Annotated in this window: 13 protein-coding genes and 1 tRNA gene; 13 read left to right on the top strand and 1 reads right to left on the bottom strand. The window is 70.2% G+C overall.

All coding sequences use genetic code 11. The features are described from left to right. The first annotated feature begins 62 nt into the window (after nucleotides 1-62). The 8 genes from trpC (at nucleotide 63) to pyk (ending at nucleotide 12,297) form a co-directional block, all read left to right on the top strand. Nucleotides 63-860 carry an indole-3-glycerol phosphate synthase TrpC gene (gene trpC / locus IRX98_RS03910; RefSeq protein WP_224274003.1) on the top strand — a complete coding sequence of 266 codons (798 nt, stop codon included), beginning with the start codon at nucleotides 63-65 and terminating at the stop codon, nucleotides 858-860. After that, on the top strand, nucleotides 857-2,137 hold the full coding sequence (gene trpB / locus IRX98_RS03905; RefSeq protein WP_224274001.1) for a tryptophan synthase subunit beta: 1,281 nt from the start codon (nucleotides 857-859) through the stop codon (nucleotides 2,135-2,137). Before trpC ends, trpB begins: the two co-directional genes overlap by 4 nt. Continuing rightward, nucleotides 2,137-2,955, top strand: a complete 819-nt coding sequence (gene trpA / locus IRX98_RS03900; protein WP_224273999.1) for a tryptophan synthase subunit alpha — start codon at nucleotides 2,137-2,139, stop codon at nucleotides 2,953-2,955. Before trpB ends, trpA begins: the two co-directional genes overlap by 1 nt. Then, a complete protein-coding gene (locus IRX98_RS03895) occupies nucleotides 2,942-3,559 on the top strand; it encodes an SCO family protein (protein ID WP_224273998.1) in 618 nt (205 codons plus the stop codon). Before trpA ends, IRX98_RS03895 begins: the two co-directional genes overlap by 14 nt. An 8-nt stretch (nucleotides 3,560-3,567) precedes the next feature. Further along, nucleotides 3,568-4,485: a prolipoprotein diacylglyceryl transferase gene (gene lgt, locus IRX98_RS03890; protein ID WP_224273997.1), complete on the top strand. Its 918-nt coding sequence runs from the start codon at nucleotides 3,568-3,570 to the stop codon at nucleotides 4,483-4,485. A 136-nt stretch (nucleotides 4,486-4,621) separates the two neighbouring features. After that, entirely contained in the window at nucleotides 4,622-9,184 is a 4,563-nt protein-coding gene (gene gltB / locus IRX98_RS03885; protein WP_224273996.1) for a glutamate synthase large subunit, read from the top strand. Between the two features lie 44 nt (nucleotides 9,185-9,228). Continuing rightward, nucleotides 9,229-10,698 carry a glutamate synthase subunit beta gene (locus IRX98_RS03880; RefSeq protein ID WP_224273995.1) on the top strand — a complete coding sequence of 490 codons (1,470 nt, stop codon included), beginning with the start codon at nucleotides 9,229-9,231 and terminating at the stop codon, nucleotides 10,696-10,698. Between the two features lie 153 nt (nucleotides 10,699-10,851). Continuing rightward, nucleotides 10,852-12,297 carry a pyruvate kinase gene (gene pyk, locus IRX98_RS03875; protein ID WP_224273993.1) on the top strand — a complete coding sequence of 482 codons (1,446 nt, stop codon included), beginning with the start codon at nucleotides 10,852-10,854 and terminating at the stop codon, nucleotides 12,295-12,297. A 277-nt stretch (nucleotides 12,298-12,574) separates the two neighbouring features. On the opposite strand, the gene IRX98_RS03870 is transcribed toward pyk, so the two are convergent. After that, nucleotides 12,575-12,647: transfer RNA gene (locus IRX98_RS03870), tRNA-Leu, on the bottom strand. A gap of 40 nt (nucleotides 12,648-12,687) precedes the next feature. Here IRX98_RS03870 and IRX98_RS03865 point away from each other — a divergent pair. The 5 genes from IRX98_RS03865 to IRX98_RS03845 all read left to right on the top strand — a co-directional run bounded on the left by IRX98_RS03865 (nucleotide 12,688) and on the right by IRX98_RS03845 (nucleotide 17,902). Further along, nucleotides 12,688-13,314 (top strand): ANTAR domain-containing response regulator, encoded by a 627-nt coding sequence (locus IRX98_RS03865; RefSeq protein WP_224273991.1) that lies wholly within the window; start codon nucleotides 12,688-12,690, stop codon nucleotides 13,312-13,314. Between the two features lie 141 nt (nucleotides 13,315-13,455). Beyond that, nucleotides 13,456-14,826 carry a branched-chain amino acid ABC transporter permease gene (locus IRX98_RS03860; RefSeq protein WP_224273988.1) on the top strand — a complete coding sequence of 457 codons (1,371 nt, stop codon included), beginning with the start codon at nucleotides 13,456-13,458 and terminating at the stop codon, nucleotides 14,824-14,826. A 61-nt stretch (nucleotides 14,827-14,887) separates the two neighbouring features. After that, entirely contained in the window at nucleotides 14,888-16,174 is a 1,287-nt protein-coding gene (locus IRX98_RS03855) for a branched-chain amino acid ABC transporter permease (protein WP_224273986.1), read from the top strand. Continuing rightward, nucleotides 16,164-17,123 (top strand): ABC transporter ATP-binding protein, encoded by a 960-nt coding sequence (locus tag IRX98_RS03850; RefSeq protein WP_224273984.1) that lies wholly within the window; start codon nucleotides 16,164-16,166, stop codon nucleotides 17,121-17,123. Before IRX98_RS03855 ends, IRX98_RS03850 begins: the two co-directional genes overlap by 11 nt. Next, a complete protein-coding gene (locus IRX98_RS03845; protein WP_224273983.1) occupies nucleotides 17,120-17,902 on the top strand; it encodes an ABC transporter ATP-binding protein in 783 nt (260 codons plus the stop codon). The genes IRX98_RS03850 and IRX98_RS03845 overlap by 4 nt, the downstream gene beginning before the upstream one ends. Nucleotides 17,903-18,041: the final 139 nt, after the last annotated feature.

The following is an 18,041-nucleotide window of genomic DNA, read 5'->3' as shown; positions in this document are numbered from 1 at the left end:
GCCCGGTCCGACCTCTGGGCACCGGCCCCTCGCGGGCTGGTCCCGGGTGAGAGGGTTGTTGCATGCCTGCGACCGGTTCCGTGCTCGACGACATCGTCGCGGGCGTCCGTGAGGACCTCGCGCGCCGCGAGGCCGACCTGCCGCTGTCCGAGCTGCTCGCGCACCTCGCCGACGCGCCGGCGCCGCGTGACCCGATGCCGCACTTCCGCGCTCGCGGCTCGAGCGTCATCGCCGAGGTCAAGCGGCGCAGCCCGAGCAAGGGCGACCTCGCCGACATCCCCGACCCGGCGGTGCTCGCGACGGCGTACGCCCGTGGTGGTGCGGCGGCGATCTCGGTGCTCACCGAGGAGCGTCGCTTCGGCGGCAGCCTGGCCGACCTGCGGGCGGTCCGCGCCGCGGTCGACACCCCGATCCTGCGCAAGGACTTCATCGTCGAGACCTACCAGCTCGTCGAGGCACGGGCCGCGGGCGCCGACCTGGCGCTGCTGATCGTCGCGGCGCTCGACGACGACACGCTGCGCCGCCTCCACGACGAGGCGAGCGAGCTCGGCCTCACCGTGCTCGTGGAGGTGCACGACGAGGCCGAGACCGAGCGCGCGCTCGCGCTGGACGCCGAGCTGATCGGCGTCAACAGCCGCAACCTCAAGACCCTCGAGGTCGACGCGGACGTCTTCGGCCGCCTCGCGCCCCAGATCCATGCCGACGTCGTCAAGGTCGCCGAGAGCGGTATCACCGGCGTCGCCGACGTCGAGCGCTTCGTCTCCGAGGGAGCAGGCGTGGTGCTGGTCGGCGAGGCACTGGTCAAGGACGGCGACCCCGAGGCCGCCGTACGTGCGATGACAGGAGTGACGGCACCGTGAGCCAGCAGACGACCCAGCCCGTGAAGTACGACGCCGACGAGCGCGGCTACTTCGGCCAGACGTGGGGCGGGCGCTTCATGCCCGAGGCCCTCGTCGCCGCGCTGGACGAGCTGACCGACGCCTGGCAGGACGCGATGGCCGATCCCGCCTTCGTGAGCGAGTTCGAGCGCGTGCTGCGCGACTACGCCGGCACCCCGAGCCGGCTCTACCACGCCGAGAGGCTCTCGCGGACCGTCGGCGCCCGGGTGCTGCTCAAGCGCGAGGACCTCAACCACACCGGTGCCCACAAGATCCGCAACGTGATGGGTCAGGCGCTGCTCACCAAGCGGATGGGCAAGACGCGCGTCATCGCCGAGACCGGTGCCGGCCAGCACGGCGTCGCCAGCGCCACCGCGGCGGCCTACTTCGACCTGGACTGCACCGTCTACATGGGCGCCGTCGACACCCGTCGCCAGGCGCTCAACGTCGCCCGCATGCAGCTGCTCGGCGCCAAGGTCGTCCCCGTCGAGTCCGGCAGTGCGACGCTGAAGGACGCCATCAACGAGGCCATGCGCGACTGGGTCGCCAGCGTCGACCGCACCGCCTACCTCTTCGGCACCGCGGCCGGCCCGCACCCCTTCCCGAGCATGGTCCGTGACTTCTGCCGCGGCATCGGCGACGAGGCGCGCCAGCAGTGCCTCGACCAGTACGGCGTGCTGCCGGACGCGGTCGCGGCGTGCGTGGGTGGCGGCTCCAACGCGATCGGCCTCTTCACCGCCTTCCTCGAGGACGAGGGCGTGGAGATCCACGGCTTCGAGCCCGGGGGAGACGGCGTGGAGACGGGTCGCCACGCGGCCACCATCCACGCCGGAGAGGCCGGTGTGCTGCACGGTGCGCGCACCTACGTCCTCCAGGACGAGGACGGCCAGACCGTGGAGTCCCACTCCATCTCCGCCGGCCTCGACTACCCCGGTGTCGGGCCGCAGCACTCGTGGCTCGCGGCCCTCGGGCGGGCGACGTACACGCCCGTCACGGACGCCCAGGCCATGGAGGCCATGGCGCTGCTGAGCCGCACCGAGGGCATCATCCCGGCGATCGAGACCGCGCACGCGGTCTACGGCGCGCTCGACGTGGCCCGCCGCCTGGGGGCCGAGAAGGGCCCCGACGCCACGGTGATCATCAACCTGAGCGGTCGCGGCGACAAGGACATGGGCACCGCCATCGAGTGGTTCGGTCTCGGCGACGCCGACGGCGAGGCCGAGCCGGTCGTCGCGACGGCGCCGGGGGAGGAGGCCTGATGGGCTCGACCCCCACCTCGACCACGCAGGCGTTCGACAAGGCCCGCGCCGAGAGCCGCTCGGCCCTCGTGGGCTACCTGCCCGCCGGTTTCCCGAGCGTCGAGGGCTCGATCACGGCCCTGCGCGCGATGGTCGAGGCCGGGTGCGACGTGATCGAGATCGGCCTGCCCTACAGCGACCCCGTCATGGACGGGCCCACCATCCAGGCCGCCGCGCAGCAGGCGCTCGAGCGCGGCGTCCGCACCGCTGACGTCCTGCGCGTGGTCGAGGCGGTCGCCGAGACGGGTGTGCCGACCCTCGTCATGACCTACTGGAACCCGATCGAGCGCTACGGCGTGGAGCGGTGGGCGAGCGACCTGGCGAAGGCCGGGGGTGCCGGGATGATCACGCCCGACATCACGCCGGACCACGGGTCTGCGTGGATCGACGCGGCTGACGCGCACGACCTCGACAAGGTGTTCCTGGTCGCCCCCAGCTCCACCGACGACCGGATCGCGATGACGGCCGCCGAGAGCCGGGGCTTCGTCTACGCCGCCGCGGTCATGGGCGTCACCGGTGCCCGTGACGCGAGCTCCGACCTCGCGGGGCCGCTCGTGGGGCGGGTTCGTGCCAGCGGTGACATCCCTGTCGCGGTCGGCATCGGAGTCAGCAACGGCGACCAGGCGGCCGACGTGGCCGCCTACGCCGACGGCGTGATCGTCGGCTCGGCGTTCGTGCGCTGCCTGCTCGACCACGCCGACGACGAGGCGGCAGGCCTCGAGGCGCTGCGCGCGCTGACCACCGACCTGGCCGAGGGCGTACGCCGTGGCGCGAGGTAGGGCCCTCGCGGGACTCGCGCTGCTCGGGCTGCTGGCCGCCTGCGGCGGCGAGGCCGGGGCGGGACCGGGTGCGGCCAGCGGCGAGCTCTCCGGCACCGTGCTCGACCCGCCCTTCGAGGTCGACCCCACCCCGCTGGTCGACACCAGCGGAGCGGCGTACAGCCTGACCGAGGACACCGACAAGGACCTCACGCTGGTCTTCTTCGGCTACACCAACTGCCCCGACATCTGCGGCCAGGTGATGGCGACCCTCGCGGGCACGCTCGCCCGGCTCGACGACGAGCAGAAGGAGCGCGTCGACGTGGTCTTCGTGACCACCGACCCGGCCCGTGACACGGGCGAGGTCGTCGAGAACTACGTCAGCGCCTTCGACGACAGCATCGTCGGCGTGACCGGTCCGCTCGACGACATCATCGGCGTGGCGCGCAGCATGGCCGTCGCGGTCGACCAGGGCGAGAAGCTGCCGAGCGGCGGCTACGAGGTCACCCACGGGACCCGGGTCCTGGCCATCGACGCCGACGACGAGTCCACCATGATGTGGGACCAGGACGTCTCCCAGGCCGACCTCTACACCGACATCACCCTGCTGCTCGACGAAGGATGAGTGCCACCATGCTGCCCCTGCCGTCCCCGATGGTGGTCCTTATGTCCATCCCCAGCCCGTCGCAGGGCGTGTGGTACGCCGGGCCCGTGCCGATCCGCGGCTACGCGCTGAGCATCATCCTCGGCATCGTCTTCGCGATCTGGCTCGGCGAGCGCCGTTGGGTCGCCCGCGGCGGCAAGGCCGGCGACGTGAGCGACCTCGCGATCTGGGCGATCCCGTTCGGCCTGGTCGGCGGCCGGCTCTACCACGTCATCACCGACTGGGAGCTCTACTTCGGCGAGGGCCGGAACCCGGTCACGGCGCTCTACGTCTGGCGGGGCGGCCTCGGCATCTGGGGCGCGATCGCGCTGGGCATCGTGGGCATCTGGATCGGGGCGCGTCTGCGCGGGATCAAGCTCCTGCCGCTGCTCGACGCGCTGGCCCCGGGCGTCCTGGTCGCCCAGGCGCTGGGGCGGTGGGGCAACTGGTTCAACCAGGAGCTCTACGGCCGTCCGACCGACCTGCCGTGGGGCCTGGAGATCGACGTGGCGAACCGCCCGTCGCAGTACCTCGACGTCGCGACCTTCCACCCGGCCTTCCTCTACGAGTGCCTGTGGAACCTGGGCGCCTTCGCGGTGCTGATCTGGCTCGACCGCCGCTTCCGGCTCGGCCACGGCCGCGTCGCCGCGCTCTACGTCATGCTCTACACGGCCGGTCGCGGGTGGATCGAGAACCTGCGCATCGACGACGTGCAGATGGACGACGTCCTCGGCCTGCGGCTCAACGTGTGGACCTCGATCGTGCTCTTCGTCCTCGCGGCGATCTACTTCGCCGTCTCGGCCCGGCGCCACCCGGGCCGCGAGGAGGTCGTGCGCACCCGTGACCCGGACCCGGACCCGTCCGAGGGGGATGCCTCCGAGCGCTCCACGTCCGGTCCCACGGCCTGAAACACCCTGCGCCTGCGTCGTACGCCGGTGATAGGTTCCGTCCTGCTCGGGCCAACGTCGTCCCCAGCGGTAACGCCCACCCCCCAGCACGGCCGTGCCTCGCGCCCGGACTGCTGAGACGACGACGGGAGAACCAGTGTCTTCGACGCACGCGTTCCCGCCGAACTTCCCTCCGCCGCAGGGTCTCTACGACCCACGGCACGAGAAGGACGCCTGTGGTGTCGCCATGGTGGCGACCCTGACCGGTGAGGCCAGCCACGACATCGTGGCCAAGGCCCTCACCGCCCTGCGCAACCTCGACCACCGCGGTGCCGCCGGCGCCGAGGTCAACTCCGGCGACGGTGCCGGGATCCTGATGCAGGTGCCCGACGCGTTCCTGCGCGACGTCACCGACTTCGACCTGCCCCCGGCCAGGGCGTACGCCGTGGGCACCGCCTTCCTGCCCGGTGACGACGAGGCGGTCGCCGCCACCCGTCGCCGCATCGAGGAGATCGCCGACGAGGAGGGCCTCGCGGTCCTCGGCTGGCGCGAGGTCCCCGTCGACGACTCCACCCTCGGCGCGACCGCGCGCAGCGTGATGCCGCGCTTCGTCCAGCTCTTCGTGGCCGGCAAGGGCGCCCGGGTGACGGGCATGGCGCTCGAGCGCCTGGCCTTCTGCCTGCGCAAGCGCGCCGAGTCCGAGACCGACGTCTACTTCCCGTCGCTGTCCTCGCGCACGCTCGCCTACAAGGGCATGCTCACCACCGACCAGCTCGACCGGGTCTTCCCCGACCTGACCGACGAGCGGGTCGCCTCGGCGATGGCCGTGGTGCACTCCCGCTTCTCCACCAACACGTTCCCGAGCTGGCCGCTGGCCCACCCCTTCCGCTTCATCGCCCACAACGGCGAGATCAACACGGTGATGGGCAACCGCAACTGGATGCGTGCGCGCGAGGCGCTCCTCGAGAGCGACCTCATCCCCGGCGACCTCGAGCGGCTCTTCCCGATCTGCACCCCCGGCGCCTCGGACTCGGCGTCGTTCGACGAGGTGCTCGAGCTGCTCCACCTCGCCGGTCGCTCGCTGCCCCACGCGGTGCTGATGATGATCCCCGAGGCCTGGGAGAACCATCGCGAGATGGACGCCCAGCGCCGGGCGTTCTACGAGTTCCACTCGATGCTGATGGAGCCGTGGGACGGCCCCGCGTGCGTGGTGTTCACCGACGGCACGCAGGTCGGCGCCGTGCTCGACCGCAACGGCCTGCGTCCCTCGCGCTACTGGGTCACCGACGACGGTCTCGTCGTGCTCGCGTCCGAGGTCGGCGTGCTGGACCTCGACCCCGCCACGATCGTCCGCAAGGGCCGGCTCCAGCCCGGCAAGATGTTCCTCGTCGACACCGACGAGCACCGCATCATCGAGGACGAGGAGATCAAGGGCCAGCTCGCCACCGAGCAGCCCTACGACGAGTGGCTGCACGCCGGCCTCGTGCACCTCGACGACCTCGACGACCTCGAGCACATCGTCCACACGCACGCCTCGGTGACGCGGCGCCAGCAGATCTTCGGCTACACCGAGGAGGAGCTGCGCGTCCTGCTGAGCCCGATGGCCAACACCGGTGGCGAGGCGCTCGGCTCGATGGGCACCGACACGCCCATCGCCGCGCTCAGCGAGAAGCCGCGCCTGCTCTTCGACTACTTCTCGCAGCTGTTCGCGCAGGTCACCAACCCGCCGCTCGACGCGATCCGCGAGGAGCTCGTCACCTCGCTGAGCGGGTCGATCGGGCCCGAGGCCAACCTGCTGGAGCCGACGCCCGCGTCGTGCCGCCAGATCGTGCTGCCCTTCCCGGTCTTCTCCAACGACGACCTGGCCAAGATCCGCCACATCAACCGCAACGGCGACATGCCGGGCTTCCAGGTGCACATCGTGCGCGGCCTCTACGACGTCGCCGGGGGAGGGGAGGCACTCGCCGCCCGCCTCGACGAGCTGTGCGCCGAGGTCTCGGCCGCCATCGCCGACGGGGCGCGGATCATCGTGCTGTCGGACCGCCACTCCACCGCGGACCTGGCGCCCATCCCGTCGCTGCTCCTCACCGGCGCGGTCCACCACCACCTGGTGCGCGAGAAGACCCGCACCCAGGTCGGGCTGCTGGTCGAGGCCGGCGACGTCCGCGAGGTGCACCACGTGGCGCTCCTCGTCGGCTACGGCGCCGCGGCGGTCAACCCCTACCTCGCCATGGAGTCGGTCGAGGACCTCGCCCGCGAGGCCTACTACGTCAAGGTCGACGCCGAGAAGGCCGTCGCCAACCTCATCAAGGCGCTCGGCAAGGGCGTGCTCAAGGTGATGTCGAAGATGGGCGTCTCCACGGTCGCGTCCTACACCGGGGCGAAGATCTTCGAGGCCGTCGGCCTGTCGCAGGCCGTCATCGACCGCTACTTCACCGGTACGACGTCCAAGCTCGGCGGCATCGAGCTCGAGACGATCGCCGAGGAGGTCTCGCGCCGCCACGCCATGGCGTACCCCCGCGGCGGCATCGCGCCGGCGCACCGTGAGCTGAGCATCGGCGGCGAGTACCAGTGGCGCCGCGAGGGCGAGCCGCACCTGTTCGACCCCGAGACCGTCTTCCGGCTCCAGCACTCCACGCGCACCGGCAGCTACGACGTCTTCAAGCAGTACACCGACCGGGTGAACGAGCAGTCGCAGCGCCTGATGACCCTGCGCGGTCTCTTCACCTTCAAGGACGGCGTGCGCGAGCCCATCGACATCGAGGAGGTGGAGCCGGTCTCGGAGATCGTGAAGCGCTTCTCCACCGGTGCGATGTCCTACGGCTCGATCAGCAAGGAGGCGCACGAGACGCTCGCGATCGCCATGAACCGGCTGGGCGGCAAGTCCAACACCGGTGAGGGCGGCGAGGACCCCGACCGGCTCCACGACCCCGAGCGCCGCTCGTCGATCAAGCAGGTGGCCTCGGGACGCTTCGGTGTCACGTCGGAGTACCTCACCAACGCCGACGACATCCAGATCAAGATGGCGCAGGGCGCCAAGCCCGGCGAGGGCGGCCAGCTGCCCGGCCACAAGGTCTACCCGTGGGTCGCCAAGACCCGGCACTCCACGCCCGGCGTGGGCCTGATCAGCCCGCCGCCGCACCACGACATCTACTCGATCGAGGACCTCGCGCAGCTGATCCACGACCTCAAGAACGCGAACCCGTCCGCGCGGGTGCACGTCAAGCTCGTCTCCGAGGTCGGCATCGGCACGGTCGCGGCGGGCGTCTCCAAGGCGCACGCCGACGTGGTGCTGGTCTCCGGCCACGACGGAGGCACCGGTGCGTCCCCGCTCACCTCGCTCAAGCACGCGGGCGGTCCGTGGGAGCTCGGCCTCGCCGAGACCCAGCAGACGCTGCTGCTCAACGGGCTGCGTGACCGGATCGTGGTGCAGGCCGACGGCCAGCTCAAGACCGGACGCGACGTCATGATCGCCGCGCTGCTCGGCGCCGAGGAGTACGGCTTCGCCACCGCACCGCTGGTCGTCAGCGGCTGCATCATGATGCGCGTGTGCCACCTCGACACCTGTCCGGTGGGCGTGGCGACGCAGAACCCGGTCCTGCGCGAGCGCTTCAGCGGACAGGCCGACTACGTCGTGAACTTCTTCGAGTTCATCGCCCAGGAGGTCCGCGAGCTGCTCGCCGAGCTCGGCTTCCGCACCCTCGACGAGGCGGTCGGCCAGGTCGGGACGCTCGACGTCGGCCGTGCGGTCGACCACTGGAAGGCCGCAGGTCTCGACCTGACGCCGATCCTCCACCAGGCCTCGCGCCACGGTGAGTTCGGCCAGTTCGAGGACCAGGACCTGCGCCACACGCGCAGCCAGGACCACGGCCTCGACAAGGCGCTCGACAACGAGCTCATCGCCATCGCCGCCCCTGCGCTGGAGTCCGGTGAGCCGGTGCGTGCCCAGGTCGCGATCCGCAACGTCAACCGCACCGTCGGCACGATGCTCGGCCACGAGGTCACCAAGCGCTACCGCGGCGACGGGCTGCCCGAGGGCACGATCGACATCACCCTCACCGGCTCTGCCGGCCAGTCCTTCGGCGCGTTCGTGCCGCGGGGCGTCACGCTGCGCCTCGAGGGCGACGCCAACGACTACGTCGGCAAGGGGCTCTCGGGCGGGCGCATCGTCGTACGCCCCGACCGGTCCGCGACCTTCGAGGCGGGCGAGCAGATCATCGCCGGCAACACGATCGGCTACGGCGCCACGTCGGGCCAGATCTTCCTCAGCGGCCGCGCGGGCGAGCGGTTCTGCGTCCGCAACTCCGGTGCCAGCGCGGTCGTCGAGGGTGTGGGCGACCACGCCTGCGAGTACATGACCGGCGGCGTCGTCGTGGTCCTCGGCCCGACCGGCCGCAACATCGCGGCCGGCATGTCCGGCGGCTACGCCTTCGTCCTCGACCTCGACGAGGCCCGGGTCAACCCCGAGCTGGTCGACCTCTCGCCGGTCACCGGCAAGGCGGTCGAGGAGCTGAAGAGCCTGGTCGAGCAGCACGCGGAGGAGACCGGCTCCGCCGTCGCTGCCGCGCTGCTCGCCGACTGGGACGCATCGCTCGCGCGCTTCACCGAGATCATGCCGCGCGACTTCAAGCGCGTCCTCGACGCGCGCGAGGAGGCGCTGGCCGACGGCCTCGACGAGGACCAGGCCAATGCGCGCATCATGGAGGTGCTCCATGGCTGAGCGTCCCCACCACGACAGGTCCGACCGGAAGAAGGTGACGCACGATGGCTGATCCCAAGGGTTTCCTCAAGCACGGCCGCGAGGTCGCCTCGCGCCGTGACGTCGCCGAGCGCGTGCACGACTGGAACGAGGTCTACCCCGACGGGGTCGGCCGCGCGCTCCTGCCGATCATCACGACCCAGGCGGGACGCTGCATGGACTGCGGCATCCCCTTCTGCCACCAGGGCTGTCCGCTGGGCAACATCATCCCGGAATGGAACGACCTGGTCTGGCGCGACGACTGGGACGGCGCGATGGACCGCCTCCACGCGACCAACAACTTCCCGGAGTTCACCGGTCGGCTGTGCCCGGCGCCGTGCGAGACCGCCTGCGTGCTCGGCATCAACCAGGACCCGGTGACGATCAAGAACGTCGAGGTCTCGATCATCGACCGCGCCTGGGGCTCGGGCTACGTCCGTCCCCAGCCGCCGGAGTGGCTCTCGGGCAAGACGGTCGCCGTCATCGGCTCCGGCCCTGCCGGTCTCGCCGCTGCCCAGCAGCTGACCCGCGCCGGTCACACGGTCGCGGTCTACGAGCGCGCCGACAAGATCGGCGGGCTGCTGCGCTACGGCATCCCCGAGTTCAAGATGGAGAAGAAGCACCTCGACCGGCGCCTGGACCAGATGCGGCGTGAGGGCACCGTCTTCCGTGCCGGGGTCGACGTCGGCGGTGACCTCACCGGCCCGCAGCTCCTGGCGCGCTACGACGCGGTCGTGCTCGCCATGGGCGCGACCGACGCCCGCGACCTCCCGACCACCGGGCGCGAGCTCGGCGGCATCCACCAGGCGATGGAGTTCCTGCCCCAGGCCAACCGTGTCGCGCTGGGGGAGGCTCCGACCCTCGACGGCTCGGACCAGATCCTGGCCACGGACAAGGACGTCGTCATCATCGGTGGCGGCGACACCGGTGCCGACTGCCTCGGCACCTCGATCCGCCAGGGCGCGCGCTCGATCACGCAGCTGGAGATCATGCCGCGACCCGGCGAGGACCGGCCCACGGGCCAGCCGTGGCCGACGTACCCCATGACCTTCAAGGTCTCCTCCGCCCACGAGGAGGGCGGCGAGCGTGTCTACGCCGTGTCCACGCAGGAGTTCGTGGGCGACGCCGACGGCAACGTCGCCGGGCTGCGCCTGGTCGAGGTCGACGCGAAGTTCCAGCCCGTCGAGGGCACCGAGCGCGAGATCCCGGCGCAGCTGGTGCTGCTCGCGATGGGCTTCGTCGGTCCGGAGAAGGCGGGCCTGGTCGAGCAGCTCGAGGTGGACCTCGACGAGCGCGGCAACGTCCGTCGCGACGAGTCGTACGCCTCCTCGGTCCCCGGCGTCTTCGTCGCCGGCGACGTGGGTCGCGGCCAGTCGCTCATCGTGTGGGCCATCGCCGAGGGACGCAGCGCCGCCGCGTCGGTCGACGCCTACCTCACCGGCTCCACGACGCTGCCCGCGCCGATCAAGCCGCACGAGCGCCCGCTGGTGGTCTGAACTCCGCTGCGAGCCGGCCAGCCCTTGTAACGCCGGGTTGGTGCTTGTTCTACCCATGCTCTGCAGGGGTGCCTACAAGTACCAACCCGGCGTTACAGGCGTTTTGGGCGCGTGACCCTTTGGATCGTTCCAAGGTCCGCTAGGCTGACGTACGTGCGTAGAGCCAAGATCGTCTGCACCCTCGGTCCCGCGGTGAACACCCCCGAAGGGATCCGAGCCCTCGTCGACGCCGGGATGGACGTCGCCCGGCTCAACATGAGCCACGGCGCGTACGCCGACCACGAGGCGGTCTACCGCTTGGTGCGGCAGGCCTCCGACGACACCGGGCACGCGATCGGCGTCTTCGCCGACCTGCAGGGGCCCAAGATCCGGCTGGAGACCTTCGGCGACGGCCCGGTCAAGCTCCGCAAGGGCGCGACCTTCACCATCACCACGCGTGATGTCGTGGGCGACGTGCACCAGTGCGGCACGACCTACAAGGGCCTGCCCGGAGACGTGAAGCCGGGCGACCCGCTGCTCATCGACGACGGCAAGGTCCGCCTGAAGGTCGTCTCCGTCGACGACACCGACGTGGTCACCGAGGTGGTCGTGCCGGGCAAGGTGTCCAACAACAAGGGCATCAACCTGCCGGGCGTGGCCGTCTCCGTGCCGGCCCTGTCGGACAAGGACACCGAGGACCTGCGCTGGGCTCTGCACCTCGGCGTCGACTTCATCGCCCTGAGCTTCGTGCGGTCCGGCGAGGACGCCGCCGACGTGCGCAAGGTGATGGAGGAGGAAGACATCTTCGTCCCGATCATCGCCAAGATCGAGAAGCCGCAGGCGCTGGAGAACATCGACGCCATCATCGACGCCTTCGACGGCATCATGGTCGCGCGCGGCGACCTCGGCGTGGAGTGCCCGCTCGAGGACGTCCCGGTCCACCAGAAGCTGCTGGTCGACAAGGCGCGCGCCAACGCCAAGCCGGCCATCGTGGCCACGCAGATGCTCGAGTCGATGATCTCCGCCCCGGCGCCGACGCGCGCCGAGGCCTCGGACGTCGCCAATGCCGTCCTCGACGGCGCCGACGCCGTGATGCTCTCCGGCGAGACGTCGGTGGGGGAGTACCCCATCGAGGCGGTCAGCACGATGGCGCGCATCATCGCCTCCACCGAGAACCACGGCCTCTCCCACATGGCCGAGGTGACCTGGTCGCCGCGCACCCGCGGCGGCGTGATCGCCAAGGCCGCAGCCGAGGTCGCCGAGAGCGTCGGAGCCAAGTACGTCGTCGCGTTCACCGCGAGCGGTGACTCGGCCCGGCGCCTGGCCCGCTACCGCGGCCACATCCCGGTGCTGGCCTTCACCACCACCGACCGCGTGCGCTCCCAGCTCTCGCTGACGTGGGGGATCGAGACGTTCAAGACCGGCGAGGTCGAGCACACCGACGAGATGGTCCGCCAGGTCGACGAGGCGCTCCTCGACATCGGCCGGGTCAAGGAGGGCGAGCTCGTGGTCCTCATCGCCGGCAGCCCGCCCGGGATCCCCGGGTCGACCAACGCGATGCGCATCCACCGGATGGGTGACGCGATCAACGAGGTGGCCCCGGCCTACCGTCGGCGCTGAGTCAGGTCTTCGGGCCCGAGGGGCCCTGGACGCCGCTGGATTTCGAGACGGGGTGAGGGGAACGCCTGGATGACCTCGGCCTGCCAGTCCTCCAGCGCGATGAGCCACTCGTGCTTGCGGCCGGGGCCGTGCTGGGGGAACAGGCAGGGCCAGTGCTTCCAGCTCGACTGGACCACCACACCCGGTGCCCGCACGTGCCCCATCCGTCCCGCCGGATGAACTTCTCGACGGGTGGGGTCGGAGTGCATCTGCCGATGCTGACCGACCCCACTGACAGTGCCCCGGGTGAGATTCGAACTCACACTGGATGGTGTTTGAGACCACTCTCTCTGCCGTTGGAGTACCGGGGCTGAATCGGCGTCGAAACCCTAGCCGACTAGCCTTGCGGCCGTGACCCAGCCCGCTGACTCCCGCCCCCCGTCCGAGGACGTACGCCGTGTGGTGATCGCCGAGGACGAGGCCCTGATCCGCATGGACCTCGCCGAGATGCTGGGCGAGGAGGGCTACGAGGTCGTCGGTCAGGCCGGCGACGGTCAGAGGGCCATCGAGCTGGCTCGCGAGCTGCGTCCCGACCTCGTGATCCTCGACGTCAAGATGCCCGTGCTCGACGGCATCGCGGCAGCGGAGGTCATCGCGAGCGAGCGCATCGCCCCCGTCGTGATCCTCACCGCCTTCTCCCAGCGCGACCTGGTGGCGCGGGCACGCGACGCCGGGGCAATGGCGTACCTGGTCAAGCCGTTCCAGCGCGGGGACCTCGTACCCGCCATCGAGATGGCCGTGAGTCGCTACGCCGAGATCAGCGTGCTGGAGCAGGAGGTCTCCGACCTCCAGGAGTCGCTCGCCACGCGCAAGTCGGTCGACCGCGCGAAGGGCGTGCTCCAGGAGAAGCTCGGCCTCAGCGAGCCCGATGCCTTTCGCTGGATCCAGAAGACCGCCATGGACCTGCGCCTGTCGATGAAGCAGGTGGCCGACGGAGTGGTGGAGCACGGCCCGCAGACCGGCCCCGGCTCTTCCTGAGCCCACGCCGGTGGTGGTCGGGCCCGAGAGAGACTGAACTGTTACCAAGCGTGTCCGCCACTTGTGTCGTGGGAGACGCCGAGGTGGCTATGCTCCGGTCCGACGAGTGTCACTGGACACTCGCTTGACGGGAGTAGAGCGTTGCGACTGCGACTGTTGGCCTGGTTCGCCGCTGGATTGGCCTTCCTGATGATGGTGCTGTCTCCGCTGGCTGCACTGGCGGACGACACGACCGAGCCTGCGGAGCCCTCGTCCACGACGACCTCGACGGAGGAGCCTGACGACCAGGGGGGCGACGGCGAGACCGTCGAGCCGCCGGACGGCCCCTACATCACCGTGGTCCTCCAGGACTCCGCCAACGACGACGCGCCCATCGTCGGCGTCACGCTGACGGTGACGGCCGAGGACGGCACCGAGGTCGGCTCGGCAGTGACCAACGACGAGGGTCGGGTCATCATCGAGACCCCCGAGCGCGGGGCCTACGAGGTCGAGCTCGACCAGGACACCCTGCCCGACGGGACCGAGCTCAGCGATCCCGACGACGCCTCCATCACGATCCAGGTGAGGTTCGACGGCCCCAACCCCGGACTCTTCCCCATCGGGGTCGAGGAGGTCGTCGCGGTGCCCTTCACCGATCGCCTCGTCACTGCCCTGACGTCGGGCGTCAAGTTCGGCCTGATCGTGGCGCTGGCCGCCCTCGGCCTCTCGCTGATCTTCGGCACCACCGGTCTCACCAACTTCGCGCACGGCGAGCTGATCACCTTCGGAGCGGTGATGACCTACGTCGCCAACCGCGGCTTCGGCCTGCCGGTGATCCTCTCCGGTGTGCTGGCCGTCGTGGTGTCGGCGCTGTTCGGGTGGGTGCAGGAACGTGGGCTGTGGCGACCACTGCGCAGACGTGGCACCGGTCTGATCGCGATGATGATCGTCTCGATCGGGCTCGGGCTCCTGCTCCGCAACTCCTTCCAGTACTCCATCGGGAGCGCGCGACAGTCGTTGAGCCAGTACGTCAGCCAGGGACGCCGTGACTACGGCTTCATCAGCCTGGCCGACAAGGAGCTCGCGATCATCGGCATCGCCCTCGTCACCATCACCATCTCGTGCGTGCTTCTGATGAAGACCCGCCTCGGCAAGGCCATGCGCGCCGTCTCCGACAACCCGGCCCTGTCGGCGTCGTCCGGCATGAAGGTCGACAGCGTCATCGGCGCCGTCTGGATCCTGGGCACGGCCCTCACCGGACTCGCCGGCGTGCTGCTCGCCATCAACAGCCAGGTCAACTTCCTGATGGGGTTCAAGCTGCTCCTGCTGGTGTTCGCCGCGGTCACGCTCGGTGGCCTCGGCACCATCTGGGGAGCCCTCTTCGGGTCGATGATCATCGGGATCATGGTGGAGGTCGGTCCGCTCTTCGGCGTGCCGTCGTCGATCAAGGAGGTCGGTGCCCTCGTCGTGCTGATCCTGGTCCTGCTCCTGCGACCGCAGGGCATCCTCGGGCGTCGCGAGCGGATCGGGTGAGACAGATGAGCGACCACCGACCACACGTCCTGTCGACTCCCCGCGAACGGAGCACCCGCCCATGAGCGCCACGACCCACGAGCCGACCACCGCACCCGCGCTGCGCCCCAAGCGGACCCACCCCGCGGCGATCGCGTCGGCGGTCCTCGGTGTGGCCGGCCTGACGCTCACCGCGGGCATCGCCTCGCCGTTCGCCCTCTGGAAGGGCAAGCAGGCGATCACGGCGATCGAGGCAGACCCGGACGACTACGAGGGGCGCGGCCTCGCGAACCTCGGTCGGGTGCTCGGGCTCCTCGGCACCGTGCTACTCGTCACGTGGCTGGTCCTCGGACTGTTCACCAACGTGCTCCCGGTCGACATCGGCCAGGTCTTCAAGACGGCGCTGAACCAGGCCCTCGGGCCCAACGCGATCGTCTTCGCGCTCGCCGCGATCGGCCTCAACGTCCACTTCGGCTACACCGGGCTGCTCAACTTCGGCCAGGCCGGCTTCATGGCGGTCGGGGCCTACGGCCTCGCGGTGAGCGTCGTGACGTTCGACATCGGGTTCTGGCCCGCGGTGGGGATCTCGCTGCTCGCCCCGGTCCTGCTCGCGATCCTCCTCGGAGTGCCGACGCTGCGACTCCGGGCCGACTACCTGGCCATCGCGACCATCGCCACGGCCGAGATCCTGCGGCTCACCTTCGGCTCGGTCGAGATGTCGGACACGCTGGGCGGGTCCAACGGGCTCACCGGCTACGCCGGCACGTTCCAGGAGCTCAACCCCTTCGAGTCGCGCCTCGACCTCGGCTTCGTGGCGTTCAGCGCCCGCGACACCTGGTCGGTGCTCGTGGGATGGAGCATGGTCGCGATCTGCCTCCTCATCGTCTGGGCGCTGATGCGCAGCCCGTGGGGCCGCGTGCTGCGGTCGATCCGCGAGGACGAGGACGCCGTACGCTCGCTCGGCAAGAACGTCTTCGCCTACAAGATGCAGGCGCTCGTCCTCGGCGGAGTGTTCGGTGGCCTCGCCGGCCTGTTCCTCGCCCTCAAGCAGGCCTCGGTCGTCCCGACCGACTACTCGACCAACGTGACGTTCTTCGCCTACACCGCCCTGCTGATCGGCGGTGCGGCACGGGTCCTGGGACCGGTCGTCGGGGCGATGATCTTCTGGTTCCTGATCTCCGGTCTCGGTTCCTTCCTCGGCCAGGCCACCTCCGGCATCGACCCGCTCGTGCCGACGTGGATCATGGACAACACCCAGTCCAGCCTCGTGCGCTTCATCGCCACCGGGCTCGGCCTCATGCTGCTGATGATCTTCCGACCACAGGGGATCTTCGGCGACCGAAGGGAAATCGCGATCGATGAGCGCTGACACCGAACCGGCCCGGCCCTCCGCCGCCGCGCCGCGTCCTGACCTGAGCGGTCTCGAGCCCCGACCGGGCGTGCCGAAGCCCGACCCCATCGTCAAGGGCGACGGCATCCGCCGCACCTTCGGTGGCCTGGCGGCCGTCGACGTGGAGCACATCGAGATCCAGCGTGGCGTGATCACCGCCCTGATCGGGCCCAACGGCGCGGGCAAGACCACGCTGTTCAACCTGCTGACCGGCTTCGACATGCCCGACTCGGGCGAGTGGAGCTTCAACGGCACGTCGCTGCAGCGGGTCGCCCCCTACAAGGTCGCCCGGCTGGGCATGGTCCGCACCTTCCAGCTGACCAAGGTGCTCGCCAAGCTCACCGTGATCGAGAACATGCGCCTGGGAGCCACCGGCCAGAGGGGCGAGAAGTTCTGGTCAGCCGCACTGCCGTTCCTCTGGCGCAGCCAGGAGGAGTCCAACACCCGACGCGCCGACGACCTGCTGGCGCGCTTCAAGCTCGACGCCAAGCGCGAGGACTTCGCCGGGTCGCTCTCCGGTGGGCAGCGCAAGCTGCTCGAGATGGCGCGCGCCCTGATGGTCGACCCCGAGCTCATCATGCTGGACGAGCCGATGGCCGGGGTGAACCCGGCTCTCAAGCAGTCCCTGCTGGGCCACGTGAAGTCCCTGCGCGACGAGGGCCGCACGGTGCTCTTCGTCGAGCACGACATGGACATGGTCCGCGACATCTCGGACTGGGTCATCGTGATGGCCCAGGGCCAGATCGTGGCCGAGGGCACGCCGTCCGAGGTGATGAGCAACCCGGCCGTGATCGACGCCTACCTCGGCGCCCACCACGACACGGACCTGACCGAGCTCGACGAGCACGAGCTGGAGTCGGAGGCCGAGGCCGAGCTGGACCACGAGACCTCGACGGCGTCAGACGAGCACAGGAAGGACGCGCCATGAACGAGGCCGACAACACCACCAAGGAGCGCGAGGCCCACCTCGCCGCTGCGGGTGAGGCCGTCCTGCGCGCCGACGCCCTGCGCGGCGGCTACCTCCCCGGGGTCGACATCCTCAACGGCGCCGACCTCTACTGCAACAAGGGCGAGCTCGTCGGGATCATCGGCCCCAACGGCGCCGGCAAGTCCACCTTGCTCAAGGCGCTGTTCGGACTGGTCAAGGTGCGCACCGGGTCGGTGACCCTGGAGGGTCGCGACATCACCAACATGCGCGCCGACCAGCTGGTGACGGCCGGCATCGGCTTCGTCCCGCAGTCCAACAACGTGTTCCCCAGCCTGACCATCGAGGAGAACCTCGAGATGGGCTGCTACCAGGCTCCCAAGAAGTTCTCCGAGCGCTTCGACTTCGTCACCGACATCTTCCCGAGGCTGGGAGACCGCCGCAAGCAGCGTGCGGGCTCCCTGTCCGGTGGTGAGCGTCAGATGGTCGCGATGGGACGTGCGCTGATGATGGCGCCGTCGGTGCTCCTCCTCGACGAGCCCTCGGCGGGTCTGTCACCTGTCCTCCAGGACGAGGTCTTCGTGCAGACGCGCAACATCAACCGGGCCGGGGTCTCGGTGATCATGGTCGAGCAGAACGCCCGCCGCTGCCTCCAGATCTGCGACCGCGGCTACGTCCTCGACCACGGGCGCAACGCCTACACCGGCACGGGCAGGTCGCTGGGCAGCGACCCCAAGGTCATCCAGCTCTACCTCGGCACGCTGGGCGCCGCGGCGAGCTAGACCACCAGCGACGTACGACGCAGCACGGCCCGGGATCCTCGATCCCGGGCCGTCGTGGTTCCTGCTGTCGACCGGCCCTGAAATGACCTCCGGCCCGAGACCGTGAGGTCTCGGGCCGGAGGCTTTGCTCAGGTGCGGT

Origin of the sequence: Nocardioides lacusdianchii, assembly GCF_020102855.1 — a bacterium.
GTDB classification, from domain to species: Bacteria; Actinomycetota; Actinomycetes; order Propionibacteriales; family Nocardioidaceae; genus Nocardioides; species Nocardioides lacusdianchii.
Note: the sequence above shows the minus strand (reverse complement) of the source record. Positions and strands in the feature narration are given on the sequence as shown.

What these genes read in the sequence shown, in the direction of transcription:
- IRX98_RS03850 (WP_224273984.1), top strand. Translation starts at nt 16,164, where the DNA reads ATGAGCGCTGACACCGAACCGGCCCGGCCCTCCGCCGCCGCGCCGCGT.
- IRX98_RS03855 (WP_224273986.1), top strand. Translation starts at nt 14,888, where the DNA reads ATGAGCGCCACGACCCACGAGCCGACCACCGCACCCGCGCTGCGCCCC.
- IRX98_RS03845 (WP_224273983.1), top strand. Translation starts at nt 17,120, where the DNA reads ATGAACGAGGCCGACAACACCACCAAGGAGCGCGAGGCCCACCTCGCC.
- IRX98_RS03880 (WP_224273995.1), top strand. Translation starts at nt 9,229, where the DNA reads ATGGCTGATCCCAAGGGTTTCCTCAAGCACGGCCGCGAGGTCGCCTCG.
- lgt (WP_224273997.1), top strand. Translation starts at nt 3,568, where the DNA reads ATGCTGCCCCTGCCGTCCCCGATGGTGGTCCTTATGTCCATCCCCAGC.
- trpC (WP_224274003.1), top strand. Translation starts at nt 63, where the DNA reads ATGCCTGCGACCGGTTCCGTGCTCGACGACATCGTCGCGGGCGTCCGT.
- trpA (WP_224273999.1), top strand. Translation starts at nt 2,137, where the DNA reads ATGGGCTCGACCCCCACCTCGACCACGCAGGCGTTCGACAAGGCCCGC.